This window comes from Geomonas sp. Red276, from assembly GCF_054784495.1.
Genome location: NZ_BLXW01000017.1, coordinates 89,308 through 114,325, shown reverse-complemented (window position 1 = coordinate 114,325; position 25,018 = coordinate 89,308). Strand labels below are relative to the sequence as shown.

Annotated in this window: 17 protein-coding genes and 1 tRNA gene; 4 read left to right on the top strand and 14 right to left on the bottom strand. The window is 64.5% G+C overall.

Translation table 11 applies throughout. The annotated features are described in order from the left end of the window. Window positions 1-130 precede the first annotated feature (130 nt). The 6 genes from ACYVL5_RS13455 to ACYVL5_RS13430 form a co-directional block, all read right to left on the bottom strand. On the bottom strand, window positions 131-1,135 hold the full coding sequence (locus ACYVL5_RS13455) for a peptidylprolyl isomerase (RefSeq protein ID WP_460596090.1): 1,005 nt from the start codon (window positions 1,133-1,135) through the stop codon (window positions 131-133). A 40-nt stretch (window positions 1,136-1,175) separates the two neighbouring features. Continuing rightward, window positions 1,176-1,736: a tetratricopeptide repeat protein gene (locus tag ACYVL5_RS13450; protein WP_460596089.1), complete on the bottom strand. Its 561-nt coding sequence runs from the start codon at window positions 1,734-1,736 to the stop codon at window positions 1,176-1,178. Window positions 1,737-1,835: 99 nt separating this feature from the next. Next, window positions 1,836-4,619: a PKD domain-containing protein gene (locus ACYVL5_RS13445; RefSeq protein ID WP_460596088.1), complete on the bottom strand. Its 2,784-nt coding sequence runs from the start codon at window positions 4,617-4,619 to the stop codon at window positions 1,836-1,838. Between the two features lie 30 nt (window positions 4,620-4,649). After that, a complete protein-coding gene (locus tag ACYVL5_RS13440; protein WP_460596087.1) occupies window positions 4,650-6,341 on the bottom strand; it encodes a hypothetical protein in 1,692 nt (563 codons plus the stop codon). A gap of 91 nt (window positions 6,342-6,432) precedes the next feature. Beyond that, complete coding sequence (locus tag ACYVL5_RS13435) at window positions 6,433-7,326, bottom strand: cytochrome C (RefSeq protein WP_460596086.1); 894 nt, start codon at window positions 7,324-7,326, stop codon at window positions 6,433-6,435. Between the two features lie 440 nt (window positions 7,327-7,766). Further along, window positions 7,767-7,864, bottom strand: a tRNA-Sec gene (locus tag ACYVL5_RS13430). Window positions 7,865-8,401: 537 nt separating this feature from the next. Here ACYVL5_RS13430 and ACYVL5_RS13425 point away from each other — a divergent pair. The 4 genes from ACYVL5_RS13425 (at window position 8,402) to ACYVL5_RS13410 (ending at window position 16,535) form a co-directional block, all read left to right on the top strand. Next, a complete protein-coding gene (locus tag ACYVL5_RS13425) occupies window positions 8,402-14,524 on the top strand; it encodes a DUF7933 domain-containing protein (protein ID WP_460596085.1) in 6,123 nt (2,040 codons plus the stop codon). A 121-nt stretch (window positions 14,525-14,645) separates the two neighbouring features. Then, window positions 14,646-15,839 carry an ATP-binding protein gene (locus ACYVL5_RS13420; protein WP_460596084.1) on the top strand — a complete coding sequence of 398 codons (1,194 nt, stop codon included), beginning with the start codon at window positions 14,646-14,648 and terminating at the stop codon, window positions 15,837-15,839. Beyond that, window positions 15,832-16,206 (top strand): response regulator, encoded by a 375-nt coding sequence (locus ACYVL5_RS13415; RefSeq protein ID WP_460596083.1) that lies wholly within the window; start codon window positions 15,832-15,834, stop codon window positions 16,204-16,206. Before ACYVL5_RS13420 ends, ACYVL5_RS13415 begins: the two co-directional genes overlap by 8 nt. An 89-nt stretch (window positions 16,207-16,295) precedes the next feature. Next, window positions 16,296-16,535, top strand: a complete 240-nt coding sequence (locus ACYVL5_RS13410) for a hypothetical protein (RefSeq protein ID WP_460596082.1) — start codon at window positions 16,296-16,298, stop codon at window positions 16,533-16,535. Window positions 16,536-16,613: 78 nt separating this feature from the next. On the opposite strand, the gene ACYVL5_RS13405 is transcribed toward ACYVL5_RS13410, so the two are convergent. From ACYVL5_RS13405 to ACYVL5_RS13370, 8 genes are all read right to left on the bottom strand, one after another. Next, window positions 16,614-16,928, bottom strand: coding sequence for an STAS domain-containing protein (locus ACYVL5_RS13405; RefSeq protein ID WP_460596081.1), 315 nt, complete (start codon window positions 16,926-16,928; stop codon window positions 16,614-16,616). Continuing rightward, window positions 16,913-17,881 (bottom strand): hypothetical protein, encoded by a 969-nt coding sequence (locus ACYVL5_RS13400; RefSeq protein ID WP_460596080.1) that lies wholly within the window; start codon window positions 17,879-17,881, stop codon window positions 16,913-16,915. The genes ACYVL5_RS13405 and ACYVL5_RS13400 overlap by 16 nt, the downstream gene beginning before the upstream one ends. 20 nt (window positions 17,882-17,901) lie before the next feature. Then, window positions 17,902-19,101, bottom strand: a complete 1,200-nt coding sequence (locus tag ACYVL5_RS13395) for a PP2C family protein-serine/threonine phosphatase (protein ID WP_460596079.1) — start codon at window positions 19,099-19,101, stop codon at window positions 17,902-17,904. Window positions 19,102-19,175: 74 nt separating this feature from the next. Beyond that, complete coding sequence (locus tag ACYVL5_RS13390) at window positions 19,176-19,313, bottom strand: hypothetical protein (protein ID WP_460596078.1); 138 nt, start codon at window positions 19,311-19,313, stop codon at window positions 19,176-19,178. A gap of 366 nt (window positions 19,314-19,679) precedes the next feature. Continuing rightward, window positions 19,680-20,729, bottom strand: coding sequence for a prolipoprotein diacylglyceryl transferase family protein (locus ACYVL5_RS13385; protein WP_460596077.1), 1,050 nt, complete (start codon window positions 20,727-20,729; stop codon window positions 19,680-19,682). A 152-nt stretch (window positions 20,730-20,881) separates the two neighbouring features. Continuing rightward, window positions 20,882-21,895: a phosphatidylserine decarboxylase gene (locus ACYVL5_RS13380; RefSeq protein WP_460596076.1), complete on the bottom strand. Its 1,014-nt coding sequence runs from the start codon at window positions 21,893-21,895 to the stop codon at window positions 20,882-20,884. Next, the gene (locus ACYVL5_RS13375) at window positions 21,858-24,323 is read right to left on the bottom strand and encodes a hypothetical protein (protein ID WP_460596075.1); all 2,466 of its coding nucleotides are present in this window, start codon (window positions 24,321-24,323) and stop codon (window positions 21,858-21,860) included. The genes ACYVL5_RS13380 and ACYVL5_RS13375 overlap by 38 nt, the downstream gene beginning before the upstream one ends. Before the next feature lie 203 nt (window positions 24,324-24,526). After that, complete coding sequence (locus ACYVL5_RS13370; protein ID WP_460596074.1) at window positions 24,527-24,979, bottom strand: DUF2062 domain-containing protein; 453 nt, start codon at window positions 24,977-24,979, stop codon at window positions 24,527-24,529. Window positions 24,980-25,018 lie beyond the last annotated feature (39 nt).

Below are 25,018 nucleotides of genomic sequence, written 5' to 3'. Positions count from 1 at the left end.
AACCTCCCTCACCCCTGCCCCTCTCCCGGGGGGCGAGGGGATAGTAAAGGCATGCCCCTCTCCCATGGGGAGAGGAAATTCTAAAGTTCTGCCCCTCTCCCGGAGGGAGAGGGGTCCTAATAAAGTTGATTTAGAGCATCACGTCGATCTTGGCGGTCTTTCTCGCATCACCCACGAACTTCTCGTTGGCGTCGTTGATCTTCTTGGTCCGCAGGTAGTTGCGGATGCTGTCGCGCGCCTGGGCGAGGGAGATCGACTGCGCAGGCTTTCTCTCCACCAGCTTGATCACGTGAAAGCCGAAGCGGCTTTCCACCACCTCGCTCACCCCCCCGGGGGCCAGGGCGAAGGCCGCCTTCTCGAAGACCGGGTCCATCCTCCCCTTCCCGAAATAGCCGAGGTCGCCCCCCTGCTTCCCGCTGGGGCAGGCGGAGAATTCCTTGGCCACCTTGGCGAAGTCCTCACCCTTCAGGATCCGCTCCCGGAGCATCTCCGCCTTTTCCCGGGCGGCCTTTTTCTCCTCGGGGCTCATCTTGGCGTCCACCGCCACCAGGATGTGGCTGGCCCTCACCCGCTCGTCCCCTTTGAACTTGTCGGGGTTGTCCTGGTAGAACTTGTCGATCTCGCCGTCGGTGACGACGACGTTGGGAGCGATCTCGGTGTTCACGAGGTAGGCGATGGCGAGGTCACGCCGGATGGAGGTCAGGAAGGAATGCTCATCCATCCCGATCTTCTCGAGCTCCCGGCTGTACTGGCCGGGATCGCTGAAGCCGGCCTTGACCTGGGCGAGCTTCAGCTCGGCCTGGTGGTCGAGGTCGTCGATCTTGAGCTTCTGGCTCGCCTGGTAGAGAAGCTCGGTGCTGATCAGCTGGTTCAACGCCTGCTGCTGGAAATCCTTCTGGAGAAGGGGGGGAACCTGCATCCCCGGCTTGTTCGCCAGAAGGATCTTCTCCGCCCGCTTCAGCTCCAGGGCGGTGATATCGGTCCCGTTCACCCGGGCCACCGTCCTGGCCAGGTCGGCCGAGGCGAACTCGGGGTTGGAAGGAGTCACCTTGTTGGCCGCCACCGAGCAGCCGGCCATCACCATCGCCGCCAGCGCCACCGCCATCGCCTTTTTCATGTGTGTTGCCAATTTCATTGCAGTATCCTCCATGTTAATTAATTCACCCAGTATCTCATCACTGCCCCGTGGGCGTGCTTTTGGTCGTCGTCGGATTCTTCTCTTGTGCCACCTTCAGGGGTTCGGCAAGCTCCTCGAGCATCTTCTTGGCCTCCCGGTACCCCTGGCCGGCCGCCCTGGAAAACCATTTCTTCGCCTCCTCCCGGTCCTGCTTACCTCCCAGCCCGTCGAGGAACATCACCCCGAGGTCGTACTGGGCGTTGGCAAAGCCCGTTTCCGCAGCCTTGGTGAAGAGCTCCCGGGCCTTGACCAGATCGGCCTCCACCCCTTCCCCCCTCACGTACATGAAGGCCAGGTTCCACTGCCCGACCGGGTACCCCTGGTCGGCAGCCTTTTGATACCACTTCACCGCTTCCTTCTTGTCCATCCTCATTCCCACACCCGACGAGTAGAGCACCCCCAGTTTAGACTGGGCCGCGGCGTCACCCTGCTCGGCGCGCTGTTTCACCTGGGCGATCTCGATCCCGTCGAAGGCGCGGGCCGGAAGCGCGGCGGCCATCAGCAGGGCGCAGGCCGCCCCTGCCAAAGCGATCCTCTTCACCAGCGAACTTCTCTGCATAACCATCCTTTTCTGGGCGCGTGGCGCCTGAAGAGGTGCCCGGCGGCGGCAGCCGCCACCGGGCACACGTGCATTGCAATTACAGTTCAGTCCTCACCGTCAGGGAGCCAGCTGGCCAGCGGTGCTGGAAATGGCGGTCGGGTTGGTGAGGTACTGGATCCAGGCAGCGCGGTTGGCGTAGGTTCTGCCCAGGACGTCGGTGAAGGTCTGCTCGATCGGGTACATCGCTTCCGACCGGTCGAGGGGTTTCACGCTCTTGAAGGCCCCGTCAGCCGCGGGGGTAAAGGTCTTGGTAGCGGGATCCCAGTTGCCAAGTTCGTCGAACTTGATCTCGAGGGCGCCACCGGCCTTGGTGGAGAGTTCCGCGCCGGTCTCGATGTCGGCAGCCTTGCCGACAACTTTCCACTGCTCGGCCGGGGACATCATGAACTGGCCGCCGGCGGTAGCCTTGATGGCGGTGCCGAGCATGTCGAAGTCGCCGGAGAAGATCTGCGCTTTCGGGGTGGCGGAGTGGCAGTCGGTGCAGCTCTTGCCGAGGACGAAGGTGCTGACCGGGCGGATGCCGTGGGTCACCTTGTACGGCCCGCCGATGAAGGCGAGCTGGGTACCGGCCCAGGACTTGTTGTCGACCGCGCCTTTGATCTGCTCACGGTAGGCCTTGTAGTTGGTGATCTCCTCCGGAGTGGAGAAGAGGATGTTGCCGCCGTAGACGCCGACGTAGGACCAGGCACCGGTGAAGGAGCCGTCGGCGGCGTAGGCGGAGGCGTACTGGCCGGGGCCGAAGCCGACCGGGATCGGGGCGAAGCCGGAAGGTCCGTAGTTGATGCCGGCCTTCATGTCGCGGGCGATCCAGGGATCGTAGTTGGCGGTGAGGGCCCCCGGGTAATCGCCGGCGTGGTGCATGGGGGGCGCACCGGTCACGCCGTCGCCGTTGGCGTCGACGGTGGGATCGGTGTTGTTCCAGATACCGGCGGTGATGATGTTGACCGCGTAGACCTTGCGGCGCCAATCGGCGTTGACGCTGTGGTCGTCCTTGGTCTTCCAGTAGTTGCCGTTTTTCTGCCAGGTGTACAGGGGCTGCCACTCGGTCAGGTTGTTGCCGACCGGAGCGCCCATCCCCATCGGGTCGGAGAACATCCCCATCATGCCGCGGCTGGTGTCGAAACCGAGCATGTTGGGGTAGCGGTTACCGGAGGTGGCATCGAGTTCGCGCACCACCATCTGCTTGCGGGCCAGATGGCAGACGGTGCAGTCGAGGACGTCGAGGTGGTTGCCGGTGAAGGCGACCTCGTTGGTGCCGTCGGTGGTCTTGAGTGCCTGGGTGACGTTCTTGAGGAGCCCCGCGGCCTGGTGGGCGGCAGTCGGGTTGGGAGCGCCGAAGGTGTCGATCGCTACGCCGTCGGCGTTGAGGCCGGTGACGTGGCAGTTCTCGCAACGCTTGACGGTGTTCTGGCTGTTGACGGTTGCCCGCTTGGCGGCGTTACCCTCAACGCCGGCCGCGCTGTCGTACCCCTTGCCGGGGTCGCAAAGGCTCTTGCCGTCGAAGCTCGTGGTGGCGATGGTGGAGCTGGTCGGGTTGGTGAACACGTCGGTCTTGGTGGTGTTGGTGTTCATGTGGCAGCCAGCGCACTCGAGGTTGAGGTGGACGTCGTAGCCCGGAGCCCAGAGGTCACCGCGCTTGAACCACTCAGCCCTCGGGAAGGGGACCACGCTCTTCTTGAGCGAGTTCTGGTCGTAGTTCCCCTGCGGGGTGAAGGCCTGGTAGAAGATCGGGCCAAGGCCCACGCCGGCCGGGTTGCCACCGCCGACGAAGTACTGCTTCATGCCGGGGTTGGCGGCCGAGAAGTTGTCGAAGGCGGCCTGGTTGTAGGGGGTCCTACCCATGGCGGAAGGCCAGCCGGCCGGAATGGCTGGAGAGTAACCGGTAAGGGTGCTCCCCATGCCGGTCTGGGTCATGTAGACCACCGGAGAGGTCTGGAAGCTCCCCATCCCCAGCGTCCAGTCGGGGCTGGAGCCGAAGACGGCACCGAAGTCGTAGGCCGGCATGGAGAGGCCGGTGAAGGACTGGGTGAACTGGTTGATGTACTGCATAGGTGCCGACGACAGGAAGTCGTTGAACATGTCCGGCAGGTCTTTCAGGCCGGAAGGCATGTGGCAGTTGCGGCAGTTCTGGGTGTCAGGCTGGGCCTTCATCTTCGCGAAGAAGGCCGGGGTGAGGGAGACGACACCGTTGGCGTCCTTGGTGATCATGCCGGTGGTGAAGTCGTAGGCCTGGGTGAACATGTTCATCAGCCCCGAGCCGAAGGAGGGGGTGACGTTGTGTGCGCCGCTGTAGGCCATGATGGAGGATTTCATGTTGCTGTAGCCCTGGAGGTGGCACATGAGGCAGTCCATCTCCTTGACGTTGGGCATCATGACCTGGCCCTGGAAGATCGGCATCTGGCTGCCGTCGGGCATGGTGATGATCTTCGGGCTGCCGTCGGCATTGCCCTGTCCCCAGCCAGCCGGGGTGATGACCGGGTTCTGGCCGTTGTACATCGGGTAGGACCAGGGGGAGCCCATAAGCTGGTGGTTGGGCATGCCGGTGTTGGGGTCGTACTGGTCGAAGACGGTCATGGTGTAGGGGGTGTAGCCGTCGATCGCCGGGTTCATCATGCTGAAGCGCTTGCCGTTTCTGTCTTTTTCCACGAAGCCGCCGCCGGGGTGGCAGCTGCCGCAGGTGGTGGAGAGATCCCAGGCCGAAGCGTCGACCATGGTGAACTGGCTACCGGTGTTCGGGGTGGTGCCGGGGGTTACGGTGTTGCTGCTGCCGGATACGAAGTTGCTCAGGTTGTTAACGTAGTCAAGGGCGGAGATGGAGCTGGAGCCGGGGTTCTGATTCATGAAGTTCGCCAACTGGCGAAGCGAGGGGCTTCACCACTTGCCGACCATGGCTGTTGACTGTAGCCATGGCTTGTTCTTGGTGGCGTCAAACTTCCCGGTTGCGCTGTCCTGGTACTCGCTTCTCCCCTGGCCGGAGTGGAAGGCGTGGTCGGAGATCTTGTCGTAGGTGTAGTCCACGCCGTTTTTGACGTGGCACCCGGAGGTGCCGCAGGTCATTTTCGGGGAGTACGGAAGCCCCTTGCCGTTGGCATCGACCTGGACGGGGACGGGCTGGCCGTTGTTCATCTGGTAGCCCACCTCCTCGAAGGTGTAGAGGGTGACCGCGGGGTGGGCGCTCGGGGTACCGAGGGTGCCGGTCACGGTTTTCGGATTGTGCTTGTCGTGGCACTCCACGCAGGCCTTGGTCCCCATGGTCTGTGCGGTGTGGTTGTTCACGTAGGTGTGGCACCCCTGGCAGGCGGTGCGGTTGCCTTTCGGGTTGTGGCTGGCGTCGTGGCAGTCGGTGCAGACCAGCGGCTGGGACGGCATGTTGTAGTGGAGCGAGGACTGGACGGTGGCGACGGTCTGCGCGTGGCAGCGGGCGCAGTAGATGCTCCCGACGGTACCGGCGCTGGCGTTGGTCACCTTGAAGCTCGCGGCGTCCACCGAGCCCTTGACGACCGGTCCCGGCATGGTGGAGTGGCAGGTGACGCAGTCGACGGCCTTGGCCTTGTGGCCGGAGAGGGCCCAGTCGGTGGCGGTCGCCTGGACGGCGGCCGAGGCGGTCAGGTGGCAGGTGCTGGTGCAGCTCTGCATCTGGCCGGTGTTGTCGGTGCCCGGGGTGTAGCCGAGGCTCAGGTTCCCGGTCACGTTGGAGATGGTCACCACGACCGACCCTTTCCAGGGCGCCGAGGTGTTCCCCTGGGCGTCGACCATGGTCGCGGCCCCGTAGTTACCGGAGAGGGTGATGGCGGCCACGGAGTTGTAGGGAGCCATGGGGGCGACCACCAGCTTGACGTCCTTGCCGTAGGCGACCTTCGGGTTGACCGGAAGGATGCCGTTGGCGGCCGAGCCGGCATTGGTGGTCACGGTGTAGACCACCGGCTTGTAGTTGGCGGTGACGTTGAACACCTTGCCGGCGGCCGACGGCTGGACCGTGTAGGACCCGCCGGTGGCCGGGAAGCCGGTCTGGAGCACGCTGTTCACGTACACGCTCGACACGAAGTACCCGGCGGCCGGAGTGACGGTGACCGGAATCGGGGTGGTGTCGGAGTAGTTGTACATCTTCATGCCGTAGGAGCCGACGGAGTGCCCTGCGGCGGAGATGGTGCCGCCGGCGCTGCCGTTTTGGATCTGGAGCTGCCAGGTCTTGGCGGCGGCGGTGGTGGCGTTGGCGCCCACGAAGCCGGCAATGATCTTCACCGTGTGGTTCGGAGTCTGCAGGCCGTTGTAGGTGTAGGAGCCGGAGGCCGGTACGGTCTGGCTGACGTTGTCAACCGTGACCGAAGAAATTTTGTAGCCGGTTGCCGGCGTTACCGTCACCGGAACCGCCTGGGCGGTGGTGAAGCTGGTAAAGCGGATGGCACCGACCCCGGCGAGGCTAGGCGCGTTCGCCACGGTGATGGAGCCACCGGCAGTGGTTGTTTTGGTCTCTACCCAGTACGTCGTGTAGGCCGTGGCTACCCACGCCCATATCGCCGACACCAGAGATAGACAGACCAATGTAGCCAGTCCTTTTCTCATGTCGTAAGTCCCCTTTAAAAAATGAAATTCAGATCGCATCAAAGTTGCCAGTCGAGCATGGTGCCCTGCCGGTCAGCACCGGCTGGCCAGTCTACTTGACGTGGCAGGAAAGGCAGATGAGCGACTCGCTCTGCTTCGCGTACAGGAAGTAGTTCGGGGCCGCCATCGGGTAGGTGGTGCCGCCGACGGTGAGGTTCTTCGGCCCGTCGGTGAAGTTGTCCTGGGTAGCGTTCTCTTTGTTGTGGACCTCGTGGCAGGTGGCGCAGGTCATGATGTTGGTGCCGTAGAGGTTGTCGACGATGCGCTTGCCGCCCACGTTACGCTGAACGTAGTTGTACTTGCCCTGGGTGGTGTTTTCCACGGTGATGGAAAGGGCGTACCCTTTGTCGGCGGAGACGATCTCGGTGTCGCCGGTCGGGTTGTGGTTGGCGTCGAGGGCGCCGTTTTGGGAGTTGGAGTTACGCCAGGCGGCCAGCTCCACGTAGTCGAACCCGATCGGGTGGGTCTGGGTGAGGTCCTTGCCCAGCGCCCCGCGCCCCTGCTGGTTGGTGTAGGTGGTCACGTTGGAGATCGAGGTGGTGGCCTGGCTGGCGTCCTTGCCGAAGGCGGAGTTGTGCTCGTCGACGGCGATGGCGCCGTCATGGCAGCTCATGCAGAGACGGCTCGGGCCGGCCAAGGGATCGGTGATGGTGAACTCACCGTTGTTGGAGTTGAGCGGGGTCGCCCAGGCGTAGGGGGTGTAGGTGGTGACGTCGGGAATGGTGTGGTTCCACAGCGGGAGGTTGTACCCGCCGTCCGAGGACTGGGCGTGGTGCGGGGTGTGGCAGAAGACGCAGACTCGAGCCATCGAGTCCGCCTGGTTTCCCACCACCAGCGTCATGTCGTGCAGGGAGCCGTTGACCCCCGTGCCGGCCGGAAGACCGCCGAAGGCGGTACCAGCGGCGGAGAGTCCAGCGACTACCGCGATTGCCAAGATTTTCTTCATGGTGTCTTTTCTCCTTTGTAGTATTCGCAGCTACTCGGGTAGCTGGATGGTTGCTGCTCCCCCATCCGCCTTAACCACCAGGCCGATGGGATTTGCTGTGGGACTTTTCGATATATCCGCACCCTTCACCTCCTCTCATTATCAGATTCAAGTCCACGACCACGGGAGCAATAACCGGGCCAGCGCGGATTCGACACTTCAACTCGCTAAGTTACCGTTATTACGATGGCAGAGGCCGGTGAAAAAGTAACTGTTTCAAATGAGTTAGAAGCACATGAGGGTGATCTGACCCGGCAGTGGGGGAAATGGTTGGGGGAAATTCCGCGGATGGGTGGGGGAACGGTGGGGTCGCCATGACTGGGAGGATAGGAAGCACCCGGGGAGCCGCCACCCCTTCAAACGACCAAGGCCCCTGAGGAGCTCAGGGGCCTTGATGATTTTGGCGGAAGCACATGGGAATCGAACCCACCAGGGAGATTTCTCATCCCCCTCACCGGTTTTGAAGACCGGGCCACCCACCAGCGATGAAGGTGCTTCCATGAATCGTTCGATTTGCTCTATCTTCTGCACGATGCCTGCCAACCGCGCCCCATCGGCCGCCTTACCCGGAGGCCGCTGCCAAGGAGCCGCCGCAACCGGCGGAAAGTTAGCTACTTCGGTAGAGGGCGGGTTCGAGGTCCGCCTGCCGACCTCGAACCCGCCCTTAGCGGAGCGCCACGAAGGTTGGGTGAAATGCCCCACCCTCCCCTGATTTCACCCACCCTCCCCTTTAACCGCCCCACACCTCTCCCCCGGGCCGTTGCGCACTCCACTGCGCACTCCACTGCGAACTCCACGTCCATTGCCGCCAGCTCCCCGGCCGTTGCCGCAGCTCCCCGGCCGGCACAGGCCATGGCAGCAGCCTGTCCGCCTCCCCTTGAGCCGGTGGACTCCTCATTATGGAAATAACCAAACGTCGCTAATTCATCATTGAATATGCCTAAGAGATGATTTATTATGTCCGCATTTTTTCACTTGCAACATTAATTACTTAGAAATACTGCCGGGTGTCTGTAGCAGCCCGCGGAGACCATCCTTGCCCTTGACCAGGAACGAGCCAACGACAGCAAAGTGCAGCCGCCCCGGCGCCCGACCGGCGTGGAGGGTGGCGTCCGCCGTCCTGTTGCTGGCCCTGACCCTGCTCCTTCCCGGCACCCTCCATGCCTACATCATCATCAACGCCCCCATGACCGACACCAACGCGTCGGGGTGGGTACTGGGGGGAAATCCCGCCTCCGCCTACCTGACCGGCACCGGAGGGGCGTCCCCCGCCTACGACCCGGTGGGACAGGGGTGGCTGAGGCTCACCAACACCAACGGCAACCAGACCGGGTTCGCCTACAACACGACCTCCTTCGACCTCTCCGCCGGGGTCCTCATCCAGTTCGACTATGCGGCCTGGGGGGGAAGCGGCGCCGACGGCACCAGCGTCTTTCTCTTCGACTCCGACGTCCCGACCTTCAACATCGGCGCCTTCGGGGGATCGCTCGGCTACGCACAGAAGATGGCCAACAACCCGATCTGCAACGGCGGAACCAGCGTCTCGCCGGCGGTCCCCGGGGTGAGCGGCGGCTACGTCGGCATCGGCATCGACGAGTACGGCAACTACGCGGCCTGTACCGAGGGGCGCTTCATGGGGTGGAACACCAACTCCTCGAACCTCGACGCCAACACCATCACCGTCCGCGGCACGGTGGTCGGCTTCGGTGGCGGCGCGGTCGGCTCCACGCTGGATCCCTCCTCCTACCCCTGGGTGGCCACCTCGTCCTCCACCACCGGCTACGGCGGGCTCTATACCGGGGGGGGCACCTCGCGGCCGAGCCAGACCGGCACCGGCTATCGCAAGGTGATGATCCAGATATCGCCGGCCCCCAACCCGGTCCTGAACGCCTGGGTCCAGTTCGGCTACAACACCATCCCGGTGCAGGTGGTGAGCAACCAGTCGCTCCCCACCATCTCCCCCTCCCAGACCCTGAGGGTCGGCTTCGGGGCCAGTACCGGGGGGGCCAACAACTACCACGACGTCAGGAACCTCCTGATCACCTCGCTCGGGCAAAGCACCTCCATCGACCTCGGGATCACCAAGGTCCCGGTCACCACCGGCACCTCCACCCAGATCGCCAACGCGAACCTCAATTCGTCGTTCCAGTACCTCCTGACCGCCACCAACAACGGCCCCAACGACATCTACGCCTCCGGCGTGGGGGTCACCGACATCTTCCCCTCCAACCTGACGGCGGGGTCGTGGACCTGCTCGGTGGTGACCGCCGGCTCCTCGACGGGGGGGGCCACCTCCTGCGGAGCCGCCTCGGGAAGCGGCAACATCAACACCACGGTCAACCTCACCAAGGGGGGATCGGTCGCCTTCAGGGTCAACGCCACCGTCAACTCGGTACCGATCGGGAACTCCTTCTCCAATACGGCGAGCCTCACCATCCCGGGGGCGATCACCGACTTTTACCCGGGGAACGACAGCGTCACCGCGACCATCAACTCCTACTCCCCGCTGACGGTCACCAAGGCATTCTCCCCCGCCACGGTCACCTCCGTCGCCTCGACCTCGGTGATGACGGTGACCCTTTCCAACCCGAACAACATCCCGGCCACCGGGGTCACCTTCACCGACACCTACCCGACCGGCCTCACCAACGCGACCACCCCGGCCGCCTCCACCACCTGCGGGGGAACGGTCTCGGCCACCGGCGGGGGGAGCACCCTCAGGCTGACCGGGACCGGCAACACGATACCGGCCAACGGGAGCTGCACCGCCTCGGTCACCGTCAAGGGAGCCACCCTCGGCGCGACCTACACGAACACCATCTCTGCCGGGGCCATAGCCACCACGGCCACCGCCCTGCCGAGCAACACCGCGGCGGCGACGGCTACCTTCACCGCCATGAGCCCGCCGACGGTGGCCAAGAGCTTCACCCCCAACCAGGTGGGGGTGAACCTCCCGTCGTCGGTCAACATCGCCATCACCAACCCGGACGCGGTCCCCATCACCGGGGCGGCCTTTACCGACAGCTATCCGGCCAACCTCTTCAACACCGCCACTCCCGCCCCCACCATCACCGGGACCGGGTGCAGCGGCACGCTCACCGCCACCGCAGGGGGAAGCTCGCTGGTGCTGACCGGGGGGACCATCCCCGCCAATACCACCTGCACCTTTTCCGCCAGCGTCTCCGCTGCCAACGCCGGGACCTACACCAACCGCACCCCGGCGGTGACCACCACCAACACCACCAGCGTGGCGGCGGGGACCAACGTCAACCTGGTGGTCCTCAATCCCCCGACCATCACCAAGGCCTTCGCATCCCCCGGCACCATCCTACCGGGAGGGACCTCGGTGATGACGGTGACCCTCACCAACCCGAACGCGACCGCCATCACGGGGGCCTCCTTCAGCGACACCTATCCGGCCGGTCTCTTCAACACGGCGGCGCTCAACGACGCGACCACCTGCACCGGCGGGACGACCAACTCGACCAACGGCGCCACCGGCGGCACCCTCTCCCTCTCCGGGGCGACCATCCCCGCCAACGGTTCCTGCACCGTTACCGTGACCACCACCAGCCCGACGGCGGGAAGCTACACGAACTCCACCGGGGCGGTCACCACCACCAACGCGGGTACCGGGAGCTCTGCCTCGGGGACCCTGGTGGTGATGGCTACCCCGACGGTGACCAAGTCGTTTTCGCCCAACTCGGTCAACGTGGGATCGACCTCGGTGATGAGCGTGGTGCTGACCAATCCCAATGCGGTCGCCATCACCGGGGCGGCCTTCACCGACGGCTACCCGAGCGGGCTGCAAAATACCGCCTCGGCCGGCGCCGCCATCACCGGGACCGGCTGCAGCGGCACGCTGACGGCCGCCAATAACGGAACGAGCCTGAAGCTCGCTACCGGGGTCATCCCGGCCAACGCGAGCTGCACCATCACGGTGAACACCACCATCACCTCCTCGAACACCTACACCAACACGATCGCGGCGGGAGCGGTGACCACCACCAACGCAGGCTCCAACGCGGTCGCCGCCAGCGCCACCCTCAACGGCCCCCAACCCCCCACCATTGCCAAGGTATTCGGCACCTCCAGCATGGCGACCGGGGGGACCACGAGCATGACGCTTACCATCGGGAACACCAACGGGGTCCCGATCACGCTCACCAGCGCCTTCACCGACACCTTCCCCGCCGGCATGACCATCGCCACCGCCGGCAACACGGGGACCTGCACCGGGGTCACCGCGGGTGCCGGGGCGGGAAGCCTCACCATGGCCAACGGGACCTCCATCCCGGTCGGCGGGTGCACCATCGTGGTCAGCGTCACCAGTAGTACGGCGGGAACGGCGGTCGACACCATCGCGGCGGGAGCCCTGCAAACCTCCATGGGGAACAACCAGACGGCGGTGAGCGCATCGCTCGCCGTGTACGCCCCCCCCACCGTCACCAAGGCATTCTCCCCCGCCAGCGTCTCCTACGGCGGGAGCTCGACCATGACCATCACCGTCACCAACCCGTCGGCCAATCCCGGCAACATCACCGGGGTGGCGCTCTCCGACAGTTACGTCGGGGGGCTCACCAACACGGCCGCGGGAAGCGTGGCGTGCAGCGGCGGCGGGAGCGCCACCCTCTCCGGCGGGGGAAGCGGCGGCAACTCGGTCGGCTTCACCGCAGGCACCATCGTGCCGGGGGGGACCTGCACCATCACCCAGAGCGTCTCGGCGACCGCCTCCTACGCCAACACCACCGCGCCCCCCACCGCCACCGGGCCGGCCGCCCTGACCGGAACCGGGGCCTCGGCCACCCTGACGGTCGCCCCCATCGCACCGACGGTAGCCGAGGATTTCGCCGCCACCAACCTGCCCACCGGGGGGACCACCACGCTGACCGTCACCCTCGGCAACGCCAACGCCGGGGCGATCGCCCTGACCAGCGCCTTCACCGACGTCCTCCCCGCCGGGATGACCATCGGCACCGCGGGGAGCACCGGCACCTGCGGGGGGGTCACCGCCACCGCCGGGTCCACCAGCTTCACCATGGCGAGCGGGAGCACCATCCCGACCGGCGGCTGCACCATCATCGTCAACATCGTCAGCTCCGGGGCGGGATCGGGAAGCGACACCATCGCGGTGGGGGATCTGCAGACCACGGCGGGGAATAACACGGTGGCAGCGAGCGACACCGTCAACGTCTACGCTCCGCCCACCGTCACCAAGACCTTTTCCCCGGCGAGCATCCCGGCCGGGGGTACCTCGACGATGACGATCACGGTGACCAACCCGGCCGCCAACCCCGGCAGCATCACCGGGGTGGCAATCTCCGACAGCTACAGCGGGGGGCTCGTCAACAGCGGTACCGGTAGCGTCGCCTGCAGCGGTGCGGGGAGCGCCACCCTGACCGGCGGCGCCAACGCGGGCACCGCGGTCGGATTCAACACCGGCACCATCGTGGCCGGGGGAACCTGCACCATCACCCAGACGGTGACCACCAACGCGAGCTACACCAACACCACCGGGGCCCCCACCGGCACCGGCCCGGTCGCCTTGACCGGCACCGCCGCGAGCGCCACCCTGACCGCCACCCAGCAGACCGCGCCGACCGTGGTGAAGAGCTTCTCCCCCACCCAGATCGAGACCGGCGGGAGCGCCACCCTCACCATCACGCTCACCAACCCGAGCGCCAACACCATCGCGATCAACGGGGTCGCCTTCACCGATACCTTCCCGACCTCGCCGGCGCAGATGACGGTGGCCGGGGTGATCACCAGCAACTGCGGCGGCTCCACCGGGGTCATCAACACCAACAAGGGGATCTCGCTCTCCGGGGGGACCATTCCCGCCAACGGGAGCTGCTACGTCTCGGTGCCGGTCACCGCCTCCACCATCGGGACCTACACCAACACCACCACCACCATCACCAGCTCCAACGCCGCCACTGCCGCCGCGGCGAGCGGACAGCTCGTGGTGGCCGCCGTGGCCGCCCCGACCGTCACCAAGTCGTTCTCCCCGAGCCAGGTGGGACAGGGGCTCAACTCCCAGCTCACCATCTCGATCTACAACCCGAACTCGAGCATCTCCCTGACCGGGGTGAGCTTCACCGACTCCTTCCCGAGCGGGATGCAAGCCTCCTCCCCTTCCGGCATCTCGACCGGGGCCGCCTGCGGCGCCGCCGCCACGGTAGCCGCCGACAACCTCTCCGTTACGCTCTCCGGGGGGACCATCGCCGCCAAGAGCACCTGCACCATCACCCTGAACGTCAACGGCCCCAACGCCGGGAGCTACCTGAACTCCCTCACGGTCAGCACCACCAACGCCGGGAGCAAGAGCGCCTCGGGAACCCTCAACGTCCTGCAGCCGCCGGCCGCGACGGTGCAGTTCGCGCCGACCATGACGCTCGTGAACAGCGCCACGGTCCTGACCTTCACCCTCTCCAACCCCAACACCATCCCGATCACCGGGCTCGCCTTCACCGACAGCTATCCCGGGAACCTGTACAACTTCTCCTCGGCCAGCACCACCTGCTCCGCGGTCTCGACCATCTGCAACTGCTCGGCCGGGACGGTCACCGCCGCCGCCAACGGGACGTCGCTCATCCTGTCGGGGGTGACGCTATCTGGGGGGGCCACCTGCACGGTGAACGTCAACGTGGCCGCCACCGCCACCGGGAGCTACCAGAACAGCAGCGGCTCGGTGGCCATCTCCACCACCAACGCGGGGAGCGCCTCCGCCGCCCCGGCCTCCATGGTGGTCACCGGCACGCCGGTCCTCTCGGTGGTCAAGACGGCCAATCCGACTACCGGGAAGCCCGGGGACGTCATCACCTACACCGGCACCGTCACCAACCCAAGTGGCGGTTACGCCACCACCGTCGTGGTCAGCGACACGGTGAGCCCCTACACGGCGTTCGGGCTCAACAGCTACGGAAGCGGCGCGCCCTTCCAGTTCAACGACGGCGCCACCCCCTCCGGGGTGACCATGGGGACCCCGGTGTACTCCTCCGACAACGGCTCCACCTGGACCTATACCCCCACCTCGGGAGGCGGCGGCGCCAGTGCGGGATACGACGCCAAGGTCACCAACTGGAAGATCCCGATGACCGGCACCATGAACCCCTCCGGGGCCTCCTTCTCCGTCACCTACAAGGTGCAAATCAGGTAAGAGTCGATTGTTTACCCAACTGTAACAAGGCGGGCAAGAGACTGTAATGTCACAAGACGATCCTGCTGGGGCAGCAGATGCCGAGCATCCGCGGCAACATCACCCACGACAGGATACCCGCATGCAGGAACCCCTCACCCAGGAACAGTTGATCACCGTCGGACAGCTTGCCCTCTCCGATCACCGGGTCGAGCCCGGCATCACCGTCGCCAGTGTCTACGACCTCTTCCGCGCCGACCCAAGCCTCGAGGCTCTCGGAGTCGTGGAAGGGGAGCGGCCGCTGGCCCTCATCACCAGGACCAAGCTCCTCTTCACCCTTTCCAAGCGGTTCGGATACGAGCTCCACGCCAAGTCCCCCATCATCACGCTGGCCGACCGATCGCCCCTCATGGTGGACGAGGAGGAACTCCTCGACACGGTGGTCGAAAAGGCCTGCGGGAGGGCGCCCGCCGACGTCTACGACGAGATCGTGGTGGCCTCATCGGACGGGTCGTTCCTTGGGCTTTTGTCGCTCAAGGAGCTGGTCATCCAGCAAAGCCTCGCCCTCACCAGGAGCGTCCTGATCCAGGAGGTGGCCACCGCCCGCAGCCACGAGCTCGAGAGGGTCAACCAGGTCAAAGCCCACTTCCTCGCCAACGTTACCCACGAGCTCCGCTCCCCGATCAACGCCATCGTCGCCCTCACCCATCTCATGAAGATGGCTGCCGATGCGGGCTCCGTGGACCAGATCCGGGAGCGGCTCACCTTCCTGATGTCGACCGCTTCCCATCTGAGGACGATCATCACCAACATCCTCGACCTCTCGAAGATGGAGGCGGGGAAGATGGAGGTCTCCCTCAAGGAGGTGGATGTGGTCGCCGAGCTTAAGGAGGTGGCCGAGACGGTGCGCCTTTTGGTGGGAGAAAAGCCGGTCACCGTACGGCTGGAGGCGCCCGAACGGCTGACGGCGGTGACCGACGGGATGAAGCTTCGCCAGATCCTTTTGAACCTGGCGGGAAACGCTGCCAAATTCACCGACCGGGGGGAGATTTCCCTTGCCGCCGAACTGACCGGCGGCGGTCTCCTGGTGACGGTGGCGGACACCGGCATCGGCATCAAGGACGAGGACCTCGCCCTTTTATTCACCGCCTTCGGGCAGATCGAGGACGCGGCCACCAAAACCAGGGAGGGAACCGGGCTCGGGCTCGCGATCAGCAACCAGATGGCCAGGCTTTTGGGGGGATCGATCGAATTAACCAGCAGGTACGGGGAAGGAACCACCTTCGTCCTGTCCCTGCCGCTAAACGACCATCAAGGAGAAAGTGTCAGTGAGTAAGAAAAAGAAAGTGTTGGTAATTGACGACGAGGAGATGCACCTTTACACCGCCAAGGCGCTTTTGGAGGCGGAGAACCTGGAGGTGGAGACCTACCAGGGGGCCTTCGGCGCGACCAACTTCGTGAAGAGCTGCAACCCGGACCTGGTCCTTTTGGACATCAACATGCCGGCCCTCTCCGGGAACAACCTGGTGAGCCACCTGAAACCCTTTTGCGCGGAGCGGGAGATACCGATCTTCTTCTACTCTTCCAACGACGAGGCGATGCTGAGAAACCTGGTCGCCGTCCACGGGGTCCACGGCTACATCTGCAAAGGAGACGTGGCGGCCCTGCGCGAGAGGGTGACGGAAGTCCTGGCGCGAAAATAGCGAAATTTTACCCAACCGAAACCTGCGGTTGATCCGCCCGTGATCTTCATGTGGTATCCTTTCTGTTATTCATTGGAAAAGGAGATGTGATGACAGGGTTACCCAAACTTCCACGGGCGGTCAGCCGCACCGGCAATTCCCTTCCGGGCCCCAAGCCCCTCAAGAAACCGAAGAAAAAACCTTTCGATCTTTCCTTCGAACGCTATTGCGAACTCCGTAACGAACTGGCGACCACCAGCGATCTCACTGAAAAAAACAGGATCTATCGCCGGCTGGTTAACCTGCTGGACGTCATGCAGTTCCTCACCTCCCAGCAGATGCCGGGGTAACCGCCAAGCCAACCGCAACGAAGAAAAGGCCCATCCCGCAGGATGAGCCTTTTTTTTTCAACGCCATCATCGCACGACTCACTTGGTGGCACCCTGGACGGCGTCCGCCAGCAGGAAGACACCGGTCATCTTGAAAAGCATGGTGTGCATCGGCGCCAGCCCCTCCAGGGTGATGGAGGCCTGCTTCTTCTCCCTGATCTCCTTCAGGCACCTCAAAAGGAGGGCCACCCCCATCGAGTTGATCCGCTCCGCCTTCGAGAAGTCGAGCCTCACGCGGCTGCGGGTCACCCGGGCGGGGATCCCCTTGAAGAACTTCTCACTGCTGATGTCGACCGTACCGACTACCGCGAAATAGTCGGCCGTCTCTGCGCTGCTTTTCAAAGCGAATGACATGCTGTCTCTCCTTTTTTGTGTTCGGTGACGTGGAATCCGCGCGGGGCCTCGAGGTCGAGGGAGGTGGAGAGGGAAAGATCGCCCCCCACCACCGTCCTCACCCCCGGGTACACCGTAACCTGAAAATGATCGAAGAAACGCCAGATGAGGAAAAGGCCGCGTCCTCCCAGGTCCTCGCACCCGGCCTGCTCCTGGTTGCGGGCCAGGTACTCGACCACCAGGTCGGGATCGAGGGTTCCCCAGTTGTCGGACATCTCCATGGCGAGCGTCTCGCCGTCGAAGGCGAAGCTGAAGGTGAGCCGCTCGCCGGGCAAGGTCTCGCGGGGCTCCCCCTTGGAGAAGAGTTTTACCCCCTGGGCGGCCTGGGGCGCCCCGTAGAGGGCGTTTTCGATGAGCTCGTCGGCCAGGAGGGCGGCCCGCTGGCGGAGCATCTCGAAGAGCTCCCCCTCCCCGTGCAGCGCGTCGCCCAGTTGTCGCAAGAGCCCCTCTTTTTCGGTGGAGGAAAGGACCTGGAAGCTCATCACCTCGTGGCGGCCGGAAAGCCGGTCCGAGACCGAGACGGGGCGCCCGTCGAGCATGGTAGCCATCACGCGGTCGAAGTACCCCTTCCCATCGGCGTCGGCATCGCCGCCGTCAATGGAGAGGTGACGGATGGAATCTGCCGCCAGGCGCGAAAGCGGAGGCGCGGGGTCGTCGGCGAAGGAAAGGAGGAGCGGTTCGGCCGCGGGAAAATAGTTCCGGACCCGTCCCACCAGGTCGGGGTCCTCGGCGGGATAGAGCCGGGAGGAAACGATCACCACGGCGGGATCGATTCCCCGGCGCTGCAATTCCGAGAGGGAGCGGTCGGGATCGTCGGCCGCGCTGATGGTCCAGAGGGCGGCGATGCCGTCCAGGTAGGCGGACCAGGAACCGGCATCGCGGGAATCCTTGAATATGGCGAGTATGGTTTGCATCTGGGGATTCCTTTGGTAGGTCACGCCTTTCTCACGGCGTAGAGCGTGGTTACGTCGTCCTCGAAGAGCGGGGATCCGGAGAATGCCGAGGCACCCCGGCGCATCGAGGCGTGCAGCTGGTCCGCTCTTTCACTTTCTGTCACCTGCTTTAACAGGCTGGTCATCCGCTGGTAACCGAACTCCTCCCCCAGGTAGTTGGTGCACTCGACCAGGCCGTCGGTGTAAAGGAAGAGCGCGTCACCGGCAGCGAAGTGGTGGACCGACTCCTGGTAGCGGGTGTCCTTGTCGAAACCGAGGGGGAATCCTGCCGCGGTCTCCATCATCTCGGGCTCTCCGTTCTCCGCCCGGATGACGAAGGGGAAGTTGTGCCCGGCGTTGGCGATGGTGAGCTGGTGGTTGGTAGTGTCGATACAGGCGATAAGGCAGGTCATCAGGAGGCTTTGGCGCGCGGTCTGCAGGATGGCGTTGTTCATCCCGGAGAGAAGCCCGCCCGGGGTGGTCACCCCGAGGGAAAGGAGGGTGTGCAGGCTCGCCTTGGCGGCTGTGGTCACCATCCCCGCCTGCACGCCATGGCCGCTCACGTCGGCCACCACGAGGCCGACCTGGTGATCGCCGATGGTGAAGTAATCGAAGAAATCGCCGCCGATCTCGGAGCTGGTGGTGATGCCCCCGGCCACCGTCATCCCCTGAAAGGTCGCCAGCGAATCCGGCAGCAAATCCTGCTGGATCTTCACTCCCCGCGCCACCTCCTCCCGGATACGGGAGCTCAGGCGGTCGAGCTCTTCCAGGAGACGTTTCTGCTCCTCGGTGACCGCCAGCATGAGGTCGGAAACCTTGACGACGGCCATGCACTCGCCGTTCTCCAGCAGGGGGAAGGCTTCCGTTTGAAGGGTGGGATCGACGGAGAGGAGTTCAAGGGCGGCGGTGTTGATATCGGTGCCGGGTGCCATCGCCACCCCCAGCCCTTTCAAGGCCCCGAGCAGGGCGGAGACCGGCTTCTTCGCGTAGAGGTCTTGGGTGAAGGGGCGGCTCATCAGGTTCTGGAACGATTTCCGGCTGATGCAGTCGAGAAATCCCTCCTCCCCCTTGACCGGCACCACCATGAGATCAGGGTCGTCCTGGAAGAGGTTGGCGAGAGCCCTCACCTGCTGATCCGCCTCCATCACCACGGCTTGTTTTCCGATGCGGGAAATACTCGGAATATCGTCCTGTTGGATCATCACTGTCTCCTTATCGTGCGGAGGCAGTATGGCTCCTGTATATGAATTTCCTGTTACAACATGGTCACTGTTGACTAAATACGACGGGGTTCGGGGCTTGCGAAGGGGCGGGTCAGGAAGGAGATCAGCAGGACGAAGGCGACGATGACGGCTATATAGGAGTAGAGACCTATTCCCCTCAGCAGTTTCCACAATCCCAGAACGATGGTCATACTCACCCCCGAATTTGCTACTGGAACGCGACGGCGGCAGATACTGGAGGTGTAGAGTCTGAGGGGCGGGCGATGCAGTCAGGGGTGTGACCGGCAGCTTACATCTGGAAGCAAACTCTTTCCGGCTTCAGTATTGAGAGGATCCGGACGGCTCCAGAACCTCGACCGACACTCTTGCGACCAGTATCGGCGGGAATCGGAAAAGCTTTAGTCCTGCGTTGCGACGCCGCCCCACGGAAGGTTCTCCGCACTCTTCCTCCTCAGCACTCTCCTCTCCATCGTCTCTTTGCTGGCCGAAGGCCTGTATCTCATTACCCTCGCCCCCCTTGGGGGAGAGGGTGGCCGAAGGCCGGGTGAGGGGAGATTTTAGATCTTCTCCACATTCACATGGAAGCTCATGGTGGCGGCGGTCACCCTGCTGAGGCCGGTGTAGAGGAAGATGGCGACCCAGATGACCTGTATGAGCAGCATGGCCCCGACGCTCCAGAACCCGTCCATCCCGGCCGCCAGATCCGGCAGGCGTCTGCCGTCCTCAAACAGCCGGACCGCCCAGCATCCGTAGAACACGGCGATCATCCCCATCCACTGGTATGCCGAGATCTTCCCACTCCCCCGGTAGTCGTCCCGCAGGAATTCCGAGGCAACCCTCCAAAGCTGGGTCACCGCCAGCGACAGGAGAAAGGCCGCCCCGAAGAAGCCGTTGAGAAAGAGGGCGGTGGCCCCTATGCCGGTGGCGGTGTAGAGAAGGTAGGTTACCACCTGCACGGGAAACACCTTCACCCCCTCCAGGTGGGAGGCGTAGGAGATCTTCTTGGTGCTGCCGGTGAAGACCAGGGCGAAGGGGGACGCCACCCGGGCGACACCGGGATGGCAGGAGGAGAGCGGTTTGCCGTAGCAGCAGCCGAAGCTGATGCAGGCGAGCCGTCCATACCCCTCGCCGAAGGCGTAGGCGATCGAGATGGCGGCCAGGGCGGGAAGCACCGGGACCAATGTTCCGCGGTCGCCGACCGGTATCTGGTTCACCAGTTCGACCACCCAAGGGGCGACCAGGGTCCCGACGAACACCGCGCCCCCCACCGTAAAGGTGTTGCGCTTCCCCTCCACCACCTGGGCCACGAGCCTCGAGGCGGGGACGCAGAAGGCCAGGAGCAGGACGACGATGGCGGTGATCGCGTTGAAGGAGATGCCGGCGGATCTCATCAGCACGAGAGCGACGATAACCGCGGCCACGTAGGCATTGGCGGTCAGGATCCCGTACCAGGTGAGATTGAGCCCCTGCCAGCGGCCGGCGGCATCCTTTCTCAACGGGACCGCGGCGGCGATCTGCATCCTTTCGTGGGGGAGTTTCTTGATCCCCCAGTAGAGATAGAGAGCCGAGACAAAGGCTAAGAGAGTGATGAAGGTGAATTGATCCATCTATTGTTCCTCCGTGTCGATTTTCTACCCCATCCTCACCCTGCCCCTCCCCTTGAAGGGTTTCCGCCGGGTGGTGGTCAGGGAACCTGATAATTCCCCTCGCCCCCCTTGGGGGAGAGGGTGGCCGAAGGCCGGGTGAGGGTAGCTTTTAGTCAGTAAGATGCAAGGTCGGTCGACGTCGCCAGCAGGGAGCGGACCCTGATGTCCGTTTCCACCAGCGGGCGTCCGAACCCCTCGCTGAAACGGCTGGCCGCGTCGATCCGGTACCGGTTCTCCACCAGGTCCTCGGCGAAGCGCACCCGCCCCCGCTGGAAGATGACGATGTCGGTGCTGCTCCCGGGACGGTACAGCGACTTAGGCTGCCCCTTTTTCAGGAACATCCCCGGCTTCACCTCCCGCGGCTCCCGGTATCCCTCCTCGCTGTAGCACTGGACGATCTCCCCGATCATCAGGGCCACCACCTCGATCATGGCCACCAGCCCGACCCCGGTCCCCCCGGGCACGTCGGTGTCGATGATGGTCACCACCCGGCGGTTCTTCGAGTAGGGGGTCGCCACCGCCACGATGGCGCCGGGGTTGCACGAATTGAAGGAGCCGTCGATCGAGTAGATGTCGATGACCTGGCCGGAGACCGGCAGGTGGTTGTAGTGGTACTTGTCGGGGGTGAGCCTGAAGAGGGCGAAATCGCCATGGCTGAAGGCGCCGATCCAGAGCTTGTGCCAGAGGAGCTCGGGGTAGGTGAAGAACTTGTCCTTGATGAGGAGCAGGGAGTCGTCGCGAAGCGATCCCACCAGCACCCGGGCGTCGGCAGGGGAGACCACCGCCCCGCGCTCGGCGGGCATCGGGCGGCACTCCTCGAAGCGGATCCGGCGCTCGAACACCTGGCGGGGGGTGCGCAGGGAGCCGGGAGGATCGAGGCACTCCCCCAGGTCGACCTTGAGTTCCTTGAGGAACCTGGCGGTCGCCGATCCCCCCGCGAAGGGAAGGTCGTAATTCACGAAGCCGAGAAGGCAGGTCATCCGGGAGCTGGTGACCAGCTTGAAAAGGGACGGGGCACTCTCCCGCACCCGGTGATAGAGGAGGTTCACCACCCGGTCGCCGAAGAGAGGCTCGCTGCGGACCGCCCCGCTATCCCGCTCGATGTACTGGTGCTGCATGGTCTGCATGCTCTTCTCCTGTGGTTGATCGGGTTCCCGCGCCACCCTCACGGGCGACGGTGAGGAGGACGACATTCATCAGGCGCCGCAGCCCTTCCCCCCGCAGGCGGTCGTTGAGGAAGTCGGCGCCCACCGTGTCGAGGAGCGCCTCCGCGCCGGCCTCCACCTCCAGGGCCGCCAGGGTGCTCCGCACCATCTGGTCGCCACCGGCGGCGAGGCGGTCGAGGGAGCGGAAGTCCTCGCGCAGGAAGCGAAGCCCCTCCTCCATGTGGCGCCGTCTGAGCGGGCCGCGGTAGTAGCGCTCCGCCCCCCGGTTGAAGTCGTCGGCCGCAGCATGCATCGGGGAGGTGGCATCGATCTCCCCCAGGATCCCCCTGGTGAGCTTCCCGGCCGCCGAATACTCGTCCGGTTCGGTAAGCCTCCTCGAGAGATCGGTGATGGTCTCCCAAAGCCCCATCATCTCGATCAGGTCGCCGGCCTCCTCCTTGAGGAGCTCCACGAGGGCCTGGCGGTAGTGATGCACTTTCACCCGCAGGTAGCCCGGGTAGCGCCCGCTCCCGCGCACCTCGCGGGTACGGGAGACGATCCGCATCAAAAACCGGTTATCGGTGTTCTTCTTCACATAGAAGGTGGGGATGCCGATGGCGGCGGCGAAGAAGATCTGTCTCCGTTCGCTCTCCAAGGCCGGCCCGTCCGGTATCTCGGAGCGGCTCAGGGTGCCGTCGGCGAGGTATTTGAAGGCGAGGGCGTTGATGAGCGCCTGCAGATCGGTCGCCCGCCCGAGATCCTGCTCCAGGCTGTCGAACTGGCTGTAGTGCCTCCCCTCGAAGCCGGAGAAGCCCATCACGTTGAACTCCCTGAGCTTGTAGAGGAGATAGAGCGACATCTGCCGGTCGAAGACCCCCATCTCGCTCAGGTCGCGCTTGAGCTTTTCGCTGCTCCCAGGCCTGCCATCGAGGGCTGGGCTCTGGGGCGTGGAGAGGAGGCAGATCAGGTAGTCGATCAGCCGGAAGTCCGGGACGAAATCGCCTTTGAGCCCGCAGGCGGCGCTCACCATCCGGTCGATCCAGGGGGGGCCGAACGGGGTGACCGGCTGGCCGAAGACGGTGAGGGAGGCCTTTTTCTGCCACCGCCGCCAGAGCATCCTCAGGTGGGTGAAGTCGAGTTCGTGCGGCAGGTAGCCGAGCGCGCGCTCGGGGTGGAAATCGGTATACCCGAGCCGATAGGGGGCCGCCGAGTAGGTCCCGACGAAGAGCGGGAGGAAATGCTCGGCCATCTTGATGGCAAGGTCGCCGCAGTACTTCTCGTGGAGGTGGTTGAACCCGGAAGTGGGATCGGAAAGGAGCCGGCCGAGCTTGCGGCTTCCGAGGCTAACGTGGGTGCCGTTATTGGCGAGGCTCACGTTGGAGACGTTGGGGAGCACCACCAGGTTGTTGGTGATGATCCCCGCCTCCCTGAGCTTCGCCACCGCGTTCAGCTGGCTCCTGGAGAGGACCTGGTGGCAAAGCTGCATGTACCGGTACTTCTCCTCCCCGCGGTCCCATCCCGACAGGCAGGGGCTCATGAAGAGCTCGCGGTAGAAGGCGTCGGCTATGTGGTCGTTAAGCTTTTTCTGGCGCAGGGGGGGGTGAGGGGCGAAGTGGACCAGGGCCCGCTGCCCGCTCTCGGCGAGCCCGAGGTGCTCGTTGGCGTACTGGGCCAGGAGTTGGGTGAAGAGGAAACGCTTGGAAGTCTCGCGGGCCACCGCCCGCCCCATCCCCCCTTCCCTGGTCAAGGGGACCACGTGGAAGGAGAAGGTCTCGGGCGAGGTGTTGTCGTTCAGGTAGTGTCCCATGAGCCGCTCCCCGGTGGCCCGGAGCTCGGCGGGGAGTCTCTGGGAGCCGATCAGGTCGGCAAGGGAGAGTTTGAGGAGATAGCTGATGGGGAGCCTGAGCAGTTCTTCGCCGCCGGGACCGGCAAGGAAGAAGCGTCCGGCATCGGAGCGTTTCCCCGCGGAGGGATCGGTCTTGTCGGCCAAGAGGTCGGCCTCCAGCACCCGCTGGGCGAAGGGGGAAAGAAGCCGGCGGGGAAACCGTACCCAGCTGTTCTCCCATACGCGGTCCCGGTTGACGGCCAGGTAGCGCTGGAGAAAGTCGATGTGGCTTTTATGGGTGTCGCCGGAAGCCGCCCGTTTGACGAGGTTGGCGAAGTATTCTGACTCCTCGATGGTGCGCGGCAGGTCGACCGCGTCCCGCTCGCCTACCACCGCAGCCTGGAGCTCGGTCTCGGTGCCCGCGGTGCAGTCTCCCAGGCCGAAGGGGAGCCTCTCGAGAAGCGGCTGCCCCGCCCTCTCCGGCTCGAGGAGCCGCTGCATGATGTTTTTCAGATAATGGGGGTCGTAATCGGTTACCGTGGCCGGGGTGAACTGCGGGGGGGATGCTGCAAACTGGCGCGACAAATGAACCTCCTGTCAGACCTTTTACCTTGTCTTAGGGAAGTCTTGTACGCCGTCAATATGAAGATCGTGTTTCGGAAAGGTGAATCCTTCGTTACTGCCGGCACTCCGGACGGTTGGGCCTGAGGATGCCGACCAGCGGGACCGCTACGGTCGAACGGGCCCCTGCGCGCAGGTCAGATCCGCGTGGGCACGGGTTGCCCACCCTACGGGAGGGCGACCGGCCGCTTCCTCAGGATCTTGACCAGCACCGGATAGAGGATCCCGACCAGGGGAGGAACGGTCACCAGCCAGGCGGCCACCGCCTTCAGGGTGATCCACCCGATGAGGCCGAGGCCGACGGTGAACTGGCCGTGCAAAAGCGCCTTCAGCATGGAGAGGGAGACGGCGGGCCCCCAGGGGAGAAAGCGCTCCCCGAGCTGGAAAAAGGGGATGAACAGGGCGATCTGCAGCGGGTAGGCGAGGTAGTTGACCGCCTGCATGGCGGCCTGGTTCAAGCCGAAGCGGGCGGCCAAAAGGACGCAGAGAAGGGTGGTACCGCCGACCACCGGGATGGTGCCCGCAGCGCTCCCGAGGCAGACGGTGAGGGCGATCTGCTCCGGCGCGAGCCCCTGCTTGAGTACCGTTTTCACGGCGTTCGCCACTTTTCCTTTGAGCACGTCCCCTCCCCTTCCCCGCTTCCGGCGTCCAAGCCTGCC

What these genes read in the sequence shown, in the direction of transcription:
- ACYVL5_RS13450 (WP_460596089.1), bottom strand. Translation starts at nt 1,736, where the DNA reads ATGCAGAGAAGTTCGCTGGTGAAGAGGATCGCTTTGGCAGGGGCGGCC.
- ACYVL5_RS13455 (WP_460596090.1), bottom strand. Translation starts at nt 1,135, where the DNA reads ATGAAATTGGCAACACACATGAAAAAGGCGATGGCGGTGGCGCTGGCG.
- ACYVL5_RS13400 (WP_460596080.1), bottom strand. Translation starts at nt 17,881, where the DNA reads ATGCAAACCATACTCGCCATATTCAAGGATTCCCGCGATGCCGGTTCC.
- ACYVL5_RS13390 (WP_460596078.1), bottom strand. Translation starts at nt 19,313, where the DNA reads ATGACCATCGTTCTGGGATTGTGGAAACTGCTGAGGGGAATAGGTCTC.
- ACYVL5_RS13410 (WP_460596082.1), top strand. Translation starts at nt 16,296, where the DNA reads ATGACAGGGTTACCCAAACTTCCACGGGCGGTCAGCCGCACCGGCAAT.
- ACYVL5_RS13380 (WP_460596076.1), bottom strand. Translation starts at nt 21,895, where the DNA reads ATGCAGACCATGCAGCACCAGTACATCGAGCGGGATAGCGGGGCGGTC.
- ACYVL5_RS13445 (WP_460596088.1), bottom strand. Translation starts at nt 4,619, where the DNA reads ATGAATCAGAACCCCGGCTCCAGCTCCATCTCCGCCCTTGACTACGTT.
- ACYVL5_RS13435 (WP_460596086.1), bottom strand. Translation starts at nt 7,326, where the DNA reads ATGAAGAAAATCTTGGCAATCGCGGTAGTCGCTGGACTCTCCGCCGCT.
- ACYVL5_RS13395 (WP_460596079.1), bottom strand. Translation starts at nt 19,101, where the DNA reads ATGATCCAACAGGACGATATTCCGAGTATTTCCCGCATCGGAAAACAA.
- ACYVL5_RS13405 (WP_460596081.1), bottom strand. Translation starts at nt 16,928, where the DNA reads ATGTCATTCGCTTTGAAAAGCAGCGCAGAGACGGCCGACTATTTCGCG.
- ACYVL5_RS13385 (WP_460596077.1), bottom strand. Translation starts at nt 20,729, where the DNA reads ATGGATCAATTCACCTTCATCACTCTCTTAGCCTTTGTCTCGGCTCTC.
- ACYVL5_RS13440 (WP_460596087.1), bottom strand. Translation starts at nt 6,341, where the DNA reads ATGAGAAAAGGACTGGCTACATTGGTCTGTCTATCTCTGGTGTCGGCG.
- ACYVL5_RS13420 (WP_460596084.1), top strand. Translation starts at nt 14,646, where the DNA reads ATGCAGGAACCCCTCACCCAGGAACAGTTGATCACCGTCGGACAGCTT.